Raw genomic sequence first — 12,837 nt, forward strand, 5'->3', positions numbered from 1 at the left:
TTGTTTTTTCCCCCCCCTTTTTGGGGGGGGGGGGGGGGGGGGGGGGGGAGCGGGGCTTGCCTTGAACTTTATCGAACCTTTTTCGATGAGTCTTGCCGCAAGCCTTGTCCCCTCATCCGCCCCTTCGGGGCACCTTCTCCCCGGCGGGGAGAAGGGGGTCAGCTGGCAGCCAGCGCGCGCTCTGCCGCTTCGACGATGCGTTCGGTGCTGGGCAGGTACTTCATTTCCAGGCGGAACAGCGGGATGTGGGTGTCGGGGCCGGTGACGCGCTCGACCGGGGCGAGCAGGTCGTACAGGCATTCCTCGGCCACGCGGGCGGCGATCTCGGCGCCGAAGCCGGCGGTCTTCGGGGCTTCGTGCACGATCACGCAGCGGCCGGTCTTCTGCACCGATTCGGCGATGGTGTCGAAGTCCAGCGGGGTGAGCGTGGCGACGTCGATGACTTCGGCGCTGACGCCTTGCTTGGCGAGTTCGTCGGCGGCTTCCAGCGTCTCCTTCACCTGCGCGCCCCAGGTCACCAGGGTCACGTCGGTGCCGTCGCGCAGCACGAAGCACACATCCAGCGGCAGCGCCTCGCCGTCGTCGGGCACTTCTTCCTTGTACTGGCGGTAGATGCGCTTGGGTTCGAGGAAGATCACCGGATCGGGATCGCGGATCGCCGCCAGCAGCAGGCCGTAGGCGCGCGCGGGCGAGGAGGGCAGCACCACGCGCAGGCCGGGGATGTTGGTGAACAGGTGCTCGTTCGCCTCGGAGTGGTGCTCCGGCGCGCGGATGCCGCCGCCCCACGGCGCGCGCCACACGGCCGGCACGGTGAGGCGGCCGCGGGTGCGGTTGCGCATGCGCGCGGCGTGGCAGGCGATCTGCTCCATCATCGGGTAGATGAAGCCTTCGAACTGCGCCTCGGCCACCGGCTTCATGCCCTGCACGGCGAGGCCCACGGTGACGCCGGCGATGGTGGTTTCGTCCAGCGGCGTGTCGAGCACGCGCAGTTCGCCGAACTTTTCCTGCAGGCCCTGGGTGGCGCGGAACACGCCGCCGTTGACGCCCACGTCCTCGCCCAGCACCACGACGCTGTCGTCGTGCTTCATCTCGTAGGCGAGCGCCTGGGTGACGGCTTCGATGAGGGTGATCTGTGCCATGGCTCAGTGACCTTTCTTTTCGAGCGAGAGGACGTACTCGCGCTGCTTCGCGAGATCGGCGGGGACTTCGGCGAAGATGTAGTCGAACATCGCCGTCACCGGCTGCGTCTTGGTTTCGAGGTAGGCGTTCACCTCGTTGTCCATCCACTCGTCGCACTCGGCCTTCCAGGCCTCTTCCTTGGCGTCGTCCCACACGCCCTTGTCGACCAGCCACGCGCGCAGGCGCTTCATCGGCTCCTTCGCCCAGGCGTCCTTCACTTCCTGCTCGCCGCGGTAGCGGCGGGCGTCGTCGGCCGTGGTGTGGTCGCCGAGGCGGTAGGTCACCGCCTCGATCACGCTGCCGCCCTCGCCGTTGCGGGCGCGCTCCAGCGCGTCCTCCATCGCCTTGCGCACGGCGATGATGTCGTTGCCGTCCACCTGGATGCAGTGCAGGCCCGCGGCGATGCCCTTCTGCGCCAGCGTGGGCGCGCCGGACTGGATCTTGCGCGGCACCGAGATCGCCCACTGGTTGTTCACGATCACCGCCACCATCGGCAGGTTCTGCGCGCCGGCGATGTTGATGGCGCCGTAGAAGTCGCCCTTGGACGAGCCGCCGTCGCCTATCGTGCACACGGCCACGCGCTTCTCGCCGCGGATCTTGAACGCCAGCGCGGAGCCGGCGGCGTGCAGGCACTGCGTGGCGATCGGCACGCTCCAGGCGAAGTCGTGGCGGGCGGGCTCGTTCTGGTAGTCGTTGCCGCGCTCGTCGCCGCCCCAGTACATGTACACCTCGCGCGGCTGCACGCCGCGGTACAGCTGGGCGCCGTATTCGCGGTAGCTGACCGCCAGCACGTCTTCCGGCTTCATCGCGCTGCCGATGCCGACGTGGGCGGCCTCGTGGCCCAGGCAGCTGGCGTAGGTGCCCAGCTTGCCGGTGCGCTGCAGCGCCACCGACTTCGCGTCGAACACGCGGGTGGACATCATCAGCTTGTACAGCTCGACCATGTGGTCGAGGTCCTTGGCGAAGGCGGGGAGATCCTTGCGGACCTGCTTGCCTTCGGCATCGAGGTATTGCAGGTACTCGATTTCGAACTTGGCGGCGATGGACACGACTCGCTCCCGTTTGGACGAATGGGTGGGGGCGGCGGCCCATCCAGTGGGGCCTGACGCGCTGGGGATTCCCCGCCGGCGACCGCCGGGGCGGTCAAAACGGCCGGGGAAAGCCGTACATAAATAACAGGCGGGCATGTTGCGTCGCAAGGCACGCCGCAGCATGCGGGCGGGTACGGGAGGCCGCAAAAAATGGCGGTGCGCCTGCGGCTTCGGTGCGCCGCGCGGAGCGGGTACCATGCGTCCTTTCGGCCACCGCGGCAGACCATGACGGACAACCAGCGCGAGCTCGAGGCGGGCATCGAGCGCGACCTCTCGGGGCGCATGACCTACGCCGGCTACCTGCACCTGGATACCTTGCTGTCCGCGCAGCGGCCGGTGTCCGACCCGCCGTACCACGACGAGATGCTGTTCATCGTGCAGCACCACGTGGCCGAGCTGTGGCTGAAGCTGCTGGTGCACGAGCTGCACGCGGCGCTGGAATCCATCCGCGGCGACCGCATCGACCCCTGCCTCAAGGTGCTGGCGCGGGTGAAGCAGATCCAGCGCCAGCTGTTCGAGCAGTGGGCGGTGCTGGAGACGATGACGCCGCACGAATACCTGGCGTTCCGCGACGCGCTGGGGCCGTCGTCCGGCTTCCAGTCGGCGCAGTACCGCACGGTGGAGTTCCTGCTCGGCAACAAGAACGCCGGCATGCTCGCGGTGTTCGCGCACGATCCCGCGATCCAGGCCGGCCTGCGCGCCACGCTGGAGGCGCCCAGCCTGTACGACGAGGTGCTGCGCTGGCTGGCCCGGCGCGGCCACGCGGTGCCGGCGGCGCTGCTGGAGCGCGACGTGACCCGGCCGTGGCAGCACAGCGAGGCGCTGCTGCCGGTGTTCCGGCGCATCTACGAGGCGCCGGAGCGGTTCTGGGCCGAGTTCCACCTGTGCGAGACCCTGGTGGACATCGAGGAGAGCTTCCAGCTCTGGCGCTTCCGCCACATGAAGGCGGTGGAGCGCATCATCGGCCATCGCCGCGGCACCGGCGGCTCCTCCGGCGTGGGCTTCCTGCGGAAGGCGCTGGACCTCAGCTTCTTCCCGGAACTGCTGGACGTGCGCACGGTGCTGGGCACCTGATGGCCCGGTCTTTGCGATCTTCCTGATCGCGAGGGTCAAACCGGCGGCCGTGCATGGCCGCACTCTTCACGACATCCACCCACGCGCCAGGAACCACCGGGGAACCCATGAGCCAGACCATCGAGGCCGGCGCCGCGCCGGACTACCCGCAACTGTTCGGCCATCCGCGCCCGCTGTGGATGCTGTTCATGACCGAGTTCTGGGAACGTTTCGCGTTCTACAGCGTGAGCTGGGCGGTGGCGTTGTACGTGGTGGCGCAGTTCTACCACGGCGACCCCGCGGGCCAGGGCTGGGCCGGCACGATCTTCGGCACCTACACCGCGCTGATCTTCGGCACCGGCATCTTCGGCGGCTACGTGGCCGACAAGGTGATCGGCTACCAGCGCGCGATCCTGGTCGGCGCGCTGGTGATGGCGGTGGGGTTGTTCGCCCTGATGGTGCCGACCAAGCCGGTGTTCCTGCTGGGCCTGTCGCTGGTCATCGTGGGCGACGGCCTGTTCAAGCCGAACATCTCCTCGATGGTGGGCCAGCTCTACGGCCGCGACGACCCGCGCCGCGACCGCGGCTTCACCCTGTTCTACATGGGCATCAACGCCGGCGCCTTTGTCGCGCCGTTGCTTACCGGCTGGATGGCCGGCCATTTCACCGGCACGCCCGCGCAGCAGAACTACCGCGTGGTGTTCCTCGCCGCAGGCGTGGGCATGCTGCTGAGCCTGGTGTGGTTCTGGTTCGGCCGGCGCCAGTTGGGCGCCGTGGGCCGGCCGCTGCCCGGCATGGAAGGCCGCGGCCGCGTGTTGCTGGTGCTGGCGGGCTCGTTGCTGGCGGCGCCCGTGGTGTACCTGCTGCTGTCCCGCATGGGCACCATCGGCCTGCAGTGGGTGATCGGCCTGCTGGCGGTGGGCGTCTCGGCGCTGCTGATCGGCGAGGCGCTGCGCCACGACCGCATCCAGTTGGACCGCGTGTGGGCGATGCTGATCATCTTCGGCTTCAACGTTCTGTTCTGGATGTTCTATTACCAGCTCGGCAGCTCGTTCAACTTCCTCGCTGAGAACCTGGTCGACCGCAAGATGTTCGGCTGGGTGTTTCCCACCAGCTGGTTCCAGTCGGTGAGCCCGCTCACCATCATCCTGCTGGCGCCGGTGGTCAGCCTGGTCTGGGCCGGGTTGCAGCGGCGGCGCGCGGAGCCGTCGATCCCGCGCAAGTTCGGTTTCGGCCTGATCTTCAACGGGCTGGGCTTCCTGGTGCTGATGTATGCGCTCAGCCGCCTGATCGACACGCAGGGGCAGATCCCGTTCTGGCCGCTGGCGGCGTGTTACGTGCTGCAGACCGTGGGCGAGCTGTGCCTGTCGCCGATCGGCCTGTCGATGGTGACCAAGCTGGCGCCGCCGCGGCTGGTGGGCCTGGCGATGGGCGGCTGGTTCCTGTCCACCGCGGCCGGCGGCAACCTGTCCGGCCTGCTCGCCAGCCGCATCGCCGGCGAGAGCGGCATGACCGCCGCCTCGGCGCTGTCGGGCTTCACGTTCGGATTCTGGCTGCTGCTGGGCGCGGGCGTGCTGCTGCTGCTGATCGCGCCGCTGGTGAACCGGCTGATGCACGGGGTGAAATAAGCGACGGGGCGTCCGGCGGTCAGCGACAGGAGGCGCCGCGCACGAACGCGACGGCCAGCCGCAGCGCTTCCGCGCCGCCGGCATCGCCGCGCAACGCGCGCACCAGCCGGGCCGGCGTGGTGCCGGTCCAGCGTTGCAGGTCGCGGGTGGCGTGCGCCTGGTCGCTGTAGCCGTGGCGCGCGGCGGCATCGGCAATCGCGCTGCGTTCGGCGTCCAGCGTGCGCAGCAGCGCCTGCAGGCGGCGCACGCGGGCGTACTCCTTCGGCGTCATGCCGACGCATTCGAGGAAGCGTGCCTGCAGCGTGCGCAAGGCGACGCCGAGGCGTTTCGCGAGGTCGGCGATGCGCAGGTCGCCATCCGCGGCGTCCAGCATGCCGGCCGCGTCTTCCACCAGCGGGTCCGGCGCAAAACCGCTGCAACGCTTGCGCAGCAGCGCCCACAGGGGTTCCGGCGACGCGCTGTCGATGCTGGCCCGTGCGGCCGCGTGGAAGGCGCGGGCGAACGCCGTGTCCAGCGTGTGCAGGTCGGGTGCCTGGTCGCGCAGTTCCGGCAGCCGCGCGCCCGCGACCAGTCCGCCGCAGGCCGCCTGCAGGCGGATGCCGATGCAATGCACCGGCCCCACCGCCTGCAGGCGGATCGGGCCCAGCTGCTGGCCCGCGAAGCACAGCGCCTTGTCGGCACGGACCGCACCGTCGGCGCCCCGGAAGTGCAGCGGCACGCCCAGTTCGGCCAGCAGTTCGCAGCGGCCGTCGGGGTAGATCGTCTGGACCGCTTCGTCCGGCGCGTCGTCGCGCAGCATCCACAGGCACTGCACGTACCTGCGCAGATCGTCCGGGGGTGCGTGCTCGACGTAGTCCATCGCGGTATGGAACCTCGCGTTGCGTGTTTTTACAAGCGGTCCCGGACGAGGCGATGCTAGCTTGCGCCCGACCATCGAAGGGGAGGCGGATATGCGATGCATGAAGAGGATGCTGGCCGCGGGGCTGGCGCTGGGCGCGGGTACGGCGGCTGCCGCGGCGCCGGAACTGGACTGGCTGGCCGGCCACTGGTGCGGCGGCACCGCCAACCGCCAGATCGAGGAGGTGTGGCTGCCCGAGGGCGGCGGCATGTTGCTGGGCATGTCGCGCACGCTGCGCGATGGCCGCACCGAGTCGTTCGAGTTCATGCGCATCGTGGCGGCCGGCAAGCAGGCGGGTTTCCACGTCCAGCCGAACGGCGTGCCGCCGACGCGGTTCGCGATCGCCGAGCGCGGGGAGCAGCGCGTCCGCTTCGAGAATGCCGCGCATGATTTCCCGAACCGCATCGAATACCGGCGCGAGGGCGATGTGCTGCACGCCTGGATCGCCGGGCCGGGCCGCGACGGCAAGGAGATGAGGATCCCGTTCGAGTACCGCCGCTGCGGCGGGTGAGCGGCGCGGCCGCGTTCCGGGCGTGGCGAGGGCCGGGAGGCCAGGAAGCCCGCCCGGGACATTGACGAAGGCGCCAGTCAGCCTCTGGCCTGGTCCCCGGGCATCAGCTTGTCCAGTATCCGCGCCAGCCACGCCTGCTCGTCGCTGTCCAGCCGCGCCAGCAATTCCCGTTCCCGCTGCCGTGCCATCGGCGCCACTTCGTCGTGGATCGCCCAGCCCTTGGCGGTGAGCCCCAGCACCGAGCGGCGCTTGTCGTTCGCGTGGGTGTGGCGGCGCACGCGGCCGGCCGCCACCAGGCGCGCCAGCGCCCGGCTCACCGCCACCTTGTCCATCGCGGTGCGCTCGGCCACCTCGCGCGCCGATAGGCCGTCGAAACGCGCCAGCACCGCCATCACCCGCCACTCGGTGACGCTGAGGTCGTGGCGCACCTGGTAGTCGTCGGCGATGGTCTGGCTGACCGTGTTCGACACGATGGAAAGCTGGTAGGGGACGAAGCGCTCCAGCTCCAGCGGCGCGTGGTCGGGGTGGCGTCCGGGGGACATGCTGCGGTGTTCCTTGCAAATGGTTTCAATTGAAACTACAAAGGGCGCTGGCTCGCGCGGCCCGTGGTGGCCGCGGAGGGCAGGGAAGCGGCCAGCCATGGCGGCACTGCTCACGAAAAGCACGCATCACTTTAGCGCCCGCCGTGCCAAAAGCATTCCAGCGGCGTGGCCCGTTTTTCCATCGTAGCCCGGCGGAGATCATCCATGAACGCCCAGCCCAACCTCGGCATGCACGTCACCACCTTCGAAAACCCTATGGGGATCAATGGCTTCGAGTTCGTCGAATTTGCCGCCCCGGCCGGCCGCGCGGGCGAGTTGCACGCGCTGTTCGGGAGCATGGGCTTCACCGCCGTGCTCAGGCACAAGACCCGTCCGATCACCGTATACCGCCAGGGCGACGTGAACCTGCTGGTGAACGAGGACCCGGATTCCCACGCCGCCGAATTCGCCAAGGCCCACGGCCCCTGCGCCGCCGGCTTCGCCATCCGCTTCCGCAAGCCGGCCGCGGAAGTGCGCGCCACCGTGCTGCGCAACGGCGGCGAGGCGGTGGACGCGAAGGCCGAGGCCAGCAAGGCGGTGAACGCGCCCGCGGTGAAGGGCATCGGCGACTGCATGCTGTACCTGGTCGACCGCTACGGCGACAACGGCAGCATCTACGGCGACGACTACGCGCCGATCCCGGGCGCCGACCAGCACCCGAAGGGCTTCGGCCTCACCTTCATCGACCACCTCACGCACAACCTCTACTTCGGCAACATGCAGAAGTGGTCGGACTACTACGAGCGCCTGTTCAACTTCCGCGAGATCCGCTACTTCGACATCAAGGGCGCGAAGACCGGCCTGGTGTCCAAGGCGATGACCGCGCCGGACGGCATCGTGCGCATCCCGCTCAACGAGTCGAACGACCCGAAGTCGCAGATCAACGAATACCTCGACGCCTACCACGGCGAAGGCATCCAGCACATCGCGATGTTCACCGACAACATCTACGACACGGTGGAGGCGATGCGCGCGCAGGGCGTGGAATTCCTCGACACGCCGGATACGTACTTCGAGGTGGTCGACCTGCGCATCCCCGACCACGGCGAGGACGTGCCGCGGCTGGCGAAGAACAAGATCCTGATCGACGCCGATGCGGAAACCGGAAAGCGCCTGCTGCTGCAGATCTTCACGCAGAACAACATCGGCCCGATCTTCTTCGAGATCATCCAGCGCAAGGGCAACGAAGGTTTCGGCGAAGGCAACTTCCAGGCGCTGTTCGAATCGATCGAGCGCGACCAGATGAAGCGCGGGGTGCTTTGAGGTTCTTGAGCCCTTCGACTTCGCCGCTGTGCGGCTACGCTCGGGGTGATCGATCAACGCAAGCCGTTCGTCCTGAGCGTAGGCCCGCAGGGCCGAAGTCGAAGGACCCGGTCAGGAGGCGGAAATGGAGTTCGTCCTCTACATCCTCGAGTGCGCGGACGGCAGTTTCTACATCGGCCATACGGACAATCTGGACAAGCGGATGGAGCAGCACAAGCAGGGCAGTAGCTGTGCGTACACCGCCAGCCGCCGCCCGGTGAAACTGATCCATGCGGAAGGATTTGAAACGCGCTTCGAAGCCCTGACCATGGAGCGGAAGCTCAAAGGCTGGAGCCGCGCGAAGAAGTTGGCGTACATCGCCGGAGACTGGGGCGCGGTAAGTGCCCTGGCCAAGGGCAGACACAGGCACGAGCTGGCGCGCGAGGGCGCTTCGACTCCGCTCGCTGCGCGAGCTACGCTCAGCGCGAACGGTGATGTCGCCGGCGCGCGTCAACCCGATCAGGACAGCGACGCATGAACTACCAATCCGGCTTCGCCAACGAATTTGCCACCGAAGCGATCCCCGGCGCGTTGCCGGACGGGCAGAACTCGCCGCAGAGCGCGCCGCTGGGCCTGTATGCCGAGCAGCTGTCGGGCACCGCGTTCACCGCGCCGCGCCACAGCAACCGGCGCAGCTGGCTGTACCGCATCCGCCCGGCGGCGATGCACCAGCCGTTCGAGGCGATGGCGCCGAGTGCGTTCCACAACCGTTTCGGCGAAGTGCCGACCAGCCCCGACCAGTTGCGCTGGGATCCGCTGCCGCTGCCGGCCGCGCCCACCGACTTCGTCGACGGCATCGTCACCATGGCCGGCAATGGCGGCGCGGGGGAGCAGTCGGGCATCGGCATCCACGTGTATGCGGCGAACCGGTCGATGCAGGGCCGCTACTTCTACGACGCCGACGGCGAGCTGCTGATACTGCCGCAGCAGGGCCGCCTGCGCATCGCCACCGAGCTTGGCGTGATCGGGCTGGAGCCGCAGGAGATCGCGGTGATCCCGCGCGGCGTGCGCTTCCGCGTGGAGTTGCTGGACGGGACCGCGCGCGGCTACATCGCGGAGAACTTCGGCGCGCTGCTGCGCCTGCCGGACCTCGGTCCGATCGGCAGCAACGGCCTGGCCAATCCGCGCGACTTCCTCACCCCGGTGGCGGCGTACGAGGACATCGAGGGCGAGTTCGAGCTGGTGGCGAAGTTCCAGGGTGCGCTGTGGCGCGCGAAGATCGGCCATTCGCCGCTGGACGTGGTGGCATGGCACGGCAACTACGCGCCGTACAAGTACGACCTGCGCCGCTTCAACACCATAGGCTCGATCAGCTACGACCACCCGGACCCCAGCATCTTCCTGGTGCTGCATTCGCCCAGCGACACCGCGGGTGTGAGCAACATGGATTTCGCGATCTTCCCGCCGCGCTGGCTGGTGGCGCAGCATACGTTCCGGCCGCCGTGGTTCCACCGCAACATCGCCAGCGAGTTCATGGGCCTGATCACCGGCGCCTACGACGCCAAGGCCGAAGGCTTCGTGCCGGGCGGCGCCTCGCTGCACAACTGCATGACCGGCCACGGCCCGGACGCGGCGACCTACGAGAAGGCCTCCACCCGCGACCTGTCGCAGCCGGACGTGATCGCCGACACCATGGCCTTCATGTTCGAGGCGCGCCGCGTGCTCCATCCGACCCGGCAGGCGCTGGAGTCGAAGGAGCTGCAGCGCAACTACCACGAATGCTGGCAGGGGCTGCAGAAGCATTTCACCGGCAACAAGGAGCCTGCCGGACTTTGATTGGCCGGTCTGCGAATCCGGCTGTGTGGTCCATATTTCCGCCATTTCTTGCCCCATAGAACCACTATGGGGCGGCGAATTGTCGAAAATCTGTCCTCACACAGCCTGATCCTCGCCTCGACCATCAAAGCCCGACAGGCTCCTGGGCACCGGGCACCACATCAACCGAGAATGAAGGGATACGCGCCATCGCGCGGTCCGTGGAGCGATCGATGAAACTGGGTTCCCTGAAGGAAGGCGGCCGCGACGGCACGCTGGTCGTGGTCAGCCGAGACCTGAAGCACGCGGTGAAGGCCACCGGCATCGCCGCCACCCTGCAGGCCGCGCTGGACGACTGGGCGAACGTGGCGCCGCGCCTCAATGCGCTGTCCGCCGACCTCGACGCAGGCCACGCGGCGGGCGCGTTCGCGCTGGACATGACTGCGCTGGCCTCGCCGTTGCCGCGCGCCTACGAGTTCGTGGACGGCAGCGCTTACCTGCCGCACGTGGAGCGCGTGCGCAAGGCGCGCGGCGCCGAGGTGCCGGCCTCGTTCTACACCGACCCGCTGATGTACCAGGCCACCAGCGCCGGCTTCCTGGGTCCGCGCGATCCGGTGGTGGTGCCCAGCGAGGATTACGGCATCGACCTGGAAGCCGAGGTCGTGGTGGTCACCGACGACGTGCCGATGGCGGCCACGCCGGCCGAAGCGGCGGAACACATCCAGCTCGTCGGCCTGGTCAACGACGTCTCGCTGCGCGGGCTGATTCCCGGCGAACTGGCCAAGGGCTTCGGCTTCCTGCAGTCCAAGCCGCGCTCGGCGCTGTCGCCGGTGCTGGTGACGCCGGACGAGCTGGGCGACGCCTGGCAGGGCGACAAGCTGCACCTGCCGATGCGCACCTGGCTCAACGGCCAGTGGTTCGGCGCGGCCGAATGCGGCGTGGACATGCAGTTCAGCTTCGCCGAACTGGTGGCGCACGCGGCGAAGACGCGGCCGCTCACCGCCGGCACCATCGTCGGCTCCGGCACCATCGCCAACGAGGACACCGGCAAGGGTGCTTCGTGCCTTGCCGAGCAGCGCACGGTGGAGACGCTGCGCGACGGCAAGCCCGGCACGCCGTTCCTGAAGTACGGCGACACGCTGCGCATCGAGGTCACCGACGCGCACGGCGCGTCGATCTTCGGCGCGATCGAGCAGCGCATCGCGCCGCTGGTGCGCTGAACGTCATCGGCGGTCAGGGAAGGTCTGTCGATCGACTGCCTGCTCGTCCTTCCTGCGCAGGCAGGAGGCGCTTCACGACAGCGAGGCCGGTCATCCGGCGCCGTCGTGTTCCGTGGCTGCAGGCACTGGATGACTCGCTGCGCTCGCTCCTTCGGGGCCGCCCTGCGGGCATCCTGCGCGCTTTGCGCTGGTCCGGCCTTCGCCGGGATGACGAGCAGGATCAGGCCGTGCTCAGTAGTGGCCGGCGAAGAACGTCGTGGTGGCGTTCATCGCCTGGCGCCAGCGCGCGCCCAGCGCGGGCGTGTATTGCGGGTCGTGTTCGGCCACCGCGGTCAGCAGGCTTTCCACCCAGTACGGATAGAGTTCCGGCGGTACCGGCGCATGGCCGGCGTGCGAATGCACCTTCGCCATGTCGACCATGGTGTGCTCGGCCAGCCGGCTGCCTGCGGCATGCGAGATGGCCGAGCTGATGCCGCGCCGCAGTGCCAGGTGCTGCTTGCCGAAATCCGTCCTGGCGAACATCGGCGCGATGTCCGGATGGCTCGCCATGAAGATGTCGTAGAAGTGCGCGATGAATTGCCCGTTGCGCAGGCAGCGGCCGAAACTGGCTTGCAGGTCGTCGTAGTTCTCGGCCATGGGTCCCTGTTCCCTGGTGCGAATTGCGGCTCGCAGTCTAGTCGGCGCTCCAGCAGCGAACGATGGGGCGCGACGTCGCAGCGTCGGCGGCCGTGCTGATCGAACGGCGCGTATCCCAGGGGCCGCATCGCGGCAAGCGCCAGGCGTGGATCGTGCTGCCTGCTGTTTGCCGGCTCGCTCATCGCGGCACGAGGGATGCGCCGGCTTGCCTGCCGGCGCACACTGGCTTCCCCGTTTGCCGCGAGGTGTCCCATGCATCACAGCCGCTTGTGCGCCTTGGTACTGGACTGCAAGGTCGACGACCTGGGCGATGCCGCGAGATTCTGGAGCGCGGCGCTGGGCAAGCCGATTGCCGCGCTCGACCAGGATGGCGACGGCCGCTACGCCGAATTGCGCACCGCCACCGACGAGCCGCTGATCCTGCTGCAGAAGGTCGACCACGAGAGCCGCGTGCACCTGGACGTCGAGACCGACGACATCGAAGCCGAGGCCGCACGGCTGGAGCAGCTGGGTGCGAAGCGCATCGCCTTCGTGCGCCAGCGCTGGTGGGTGATGGAGGCGCCCAGCGGGCAGCGTTTCTGTGTCGTGCGCAAACAGCGCGACGAATTCGGCCCGCACCTCAATCGCTGGGATTGATGCCGCGGCGTCCGCGATTCAGCCGCGGCGCCGCCACAGCCGCGCGCGCAGCGGCAAGGCCAGCACCAGCACGGCGGCGAACGCGCCGTAGCCGCACAGCGCCGGCAATACCTGTTGCCAGATCGCGCCGCTCGCGCGCCGGCCGGTTTCGTCGGGCACGGGCAGTTGCACTGCATCGAAGCCGAGCAGGCCGGCCCAGATCGCTGCGCCGAAGGCCAGCAGCAGCGCCAGCGCATCGAACAGGCGTCGCGCCGGCGTGCGCGTCAGCGACTTCGGATAGTTCGCATAGGCCCAGCCGAGGATCAGCAGCCAGGGCGCGAGCAGCAGCAGGGCGAGATAGCGCATCG

General features: G+C 68.6%; 14 protein-coding genes. 8 read left to right on the forward strand and 6 right to left on the reverse strand.

What is annotated here, in order from left to right; translation table 11 throughout:
• Nucleotides 1-158: 158 nt before the first annotated feature.
• Both PCA_RS02100 and pdhA read right to left on the reverse strand, forming a co-directional pair.
• Entirely contained in the window at nt 159-1,139 is a 981-nt protein-coding gene (locus PCA_RS02100; RefSeq protein ID WP_181300525.1) for an alpha-ketoacid dehydrogenase subunit beta, read from the reverse strand.
• Nucleotides 1,140-1,142: 3 nt separating this feature from the next.
• Nucleotides 1,143-2,228: a pyruvate dehydrogenase (acetyl-transferring) E1 component subunit alpha gene (gene pdhA, locus PCA_RS02105; protein WP_181300526.1), complete on the reverse strand. Its 1,086-nt coding sequence runs from the start codon at nt 2,226-2,228 to the stop codon at nt 1,143-1,145.
• 267 nt (nt 2,229-2,495) lie between these two features.
• On the opposite strand from pdhA, the gene PCA_RS02110 reads away from it, so the two are divergent.
• Together PCA_RS02110 and PCA_RS02115 are read left to right on the forward strand one after the other, a co-directional pair.
• Nucleotides 2,496-3,344, forward strand: a complete 849-nt coding sequence (locus PCA_RS02110) for a tryptophan 2,3-dioxygenase family protein (RefSeq protein ID WP_181300527.1) — start codon at nt 2,496-2,498, stop codon at nt 3,342-3,344.
• A gap of 107 nt (nt 3,345-3,451) precedes the next feature.
• Complete coding sequence (locus PCA_RS02115) at nt 3,452-4,951, forward strand: peptide MFS transporter (RefSeq protein WP_181300528.1); 1,500 nt, start codon at nt 3,452-3,454, stop codon at nt 4,949-4,951.
• A gap of 19 nt (nt 4,952-4,970) precedes the next feature.
• On the opposite strand, the gene PCA_RS02120 is transcribed toward PCA_RS02115, so the two are convergent.
• A complete protein-coding gene (locus PCA_RS02120; RefSeq protein WP_181300529.1) occupies nt 4,971-5,810 on the reverse strand; it encodes a helix-turn-helix transcriptional regulator in 840 nt (279 codons plus the stop codon).
• A 100-nt stretch (nt 5,811-5,910) separates the two neighbouring features.
• On the opposite strand from PCA_RS02120, the gene PCA_RS02125 reads away from it, so the two are divergent.
• Entirely contained in the window at nt 5,911-6,360 is a 450-nt protein-coding gene (locus PCA_RS02125; RefSeq protein WP_255436605.1) for a DUF6265 family protein, read from the forward strand.
• Between the two features lie 77 nt (nt 6,361-6,437).
• Here PCA_RS02125 and PCA_RS02130 read toward each other — a convergent pair whose 3' ends face one another.
• A complete protein-coding gene (locus PCA_RS02130) occupies nt 6,438-6,902 on the reverse strand; it encodes a MarR family winged helix-turn-helix transcriptional regulator (RefSeq protein ID WP_181300531.1) in 465 nt (154 codons plus the stop codon).
• A 204-nt stretch (nt 6,903-7,106) separates the two neighbouring features.
• Between PCA_RS02130 and hppD the strand changes: the two genes are divergently transcribed.
• The 4 genes from hppD to PCA_RS02150 all read left to right on the forward strand — a co-directional run bounded on the left by hppD (nt 7,107) and on the right by PCA_RS02150 (nt 11,218).
• Nucleotides 7,107-8,204 carry a 4-hydroxyphenylpyruvate dioxygenase gene (hppD, locus tag PCA_RS02135; RefSeq protein ID WP_181300532.1) on the forward strand — a complete coding sequence of 366 codons (1,098 nt, stop codon included), beginning with the start codon at nt 7,107-7,109 and terminating at the stop codon, nt 8,202-8,204.
• Nucleotides 8,205-8,328: 124 nt separating this feature from the next.
• The gene (locus PCA_RS02140; RefSeq protein WP_181300533.1) at nt 8,329-8,721 is read left to right on the forward strand and encodes a GIY-YIG nuclease family protein; all 393 of its coding nucleotides are present in this window, start codon (nt 8,329-8,331) and stop codon (nt 8,719-8,721) included.
• Entirely contained in the window at nt 8,718-10,019 is a 1,302-nt protein-coding gene (hmgA, locus tag PCA_RS02145) for a homogentisate 1,2-dioxygenase (RefSeq protein WP_181300534.1), read from the forward strand. The genes PCA_RS02140 and hmgA overlap by 4 nt, the downstream gene beginning before the upstream one ends.
• A gap of 212 nt (nt 10,020-10,231) precedes the next feature.
• Nucleotides 10,232-11,218, forward strand: coding sequence for a fumarylacetoacetate hydrolase family protein (locus tag PCA_RS02150; RefSeq protein ID WP_181300535.1), 987 nt, complete (start codon nt 10,232-10,234; stop codon nt 11,216-11,218).
• A gap of 231 nt (nt 11,219-11,449) precedes the next feature.
• On the opposite strand, the gene PCA_RS02155 is transcribed toward PCA_RS02150, so the two are convergent.
• Nucleotides 11,450-11,854 carry a globin gene (locus tag PCA_RS02155; protein ID WP_181300536.1) on the reverse strand — a complete coding sequence of 135 codons (405 nt, stop codon included), beginning with the start codon at nt 11,852-11,854 and terminating at the stop codon, nt 11,450-11,452.
• A gap of 252 nt (nt 11,855-12,106) precedes the next feature.
• On the opposite strand from PCA_RS02155, the gene PCA_RS02160 reads away from it, so the two are divergent.
• Nucleotides 12,107-12,490, forward strand: a complete 384-nt coding sequence (locus PCA_RS02160) for a VOC family protein (protein WP_181300537.1) — start codon at nt 12,107-12,109, stop codon at nt 12,488-12,490.
• Between the two features lie 18 nt (nt 12,491-12,508).
• Here the strand turns inward: PCA_RS02160 and PCA_RS02165 are convergent, their stop codons facing one another.
• Nucleotides 12,509-12,835 carry a hypothetical protein gene (locus PCA_RS02165; protein ID WP_181300538.1) on the reverse strand — a complete coding sequence of 109 codons (327 nt, stop codon included), beginning with the start codon at nt 12,833-12,835 and terminating at the stop codon, nt 12,509-12,511.
• Nucleotides 12,836-12,837 lie beyond the last annotated feature (2 nt).

It is taken from the genome of Rhodanobacter sp. PCA2 (assembly GCF_013620825.1).
GTDB lineage: Bacteria > Pseudomonadota > Gammaproteobacteria > Xanthomonadales > Rhodanobacteraceae > Rhodanobacter_A.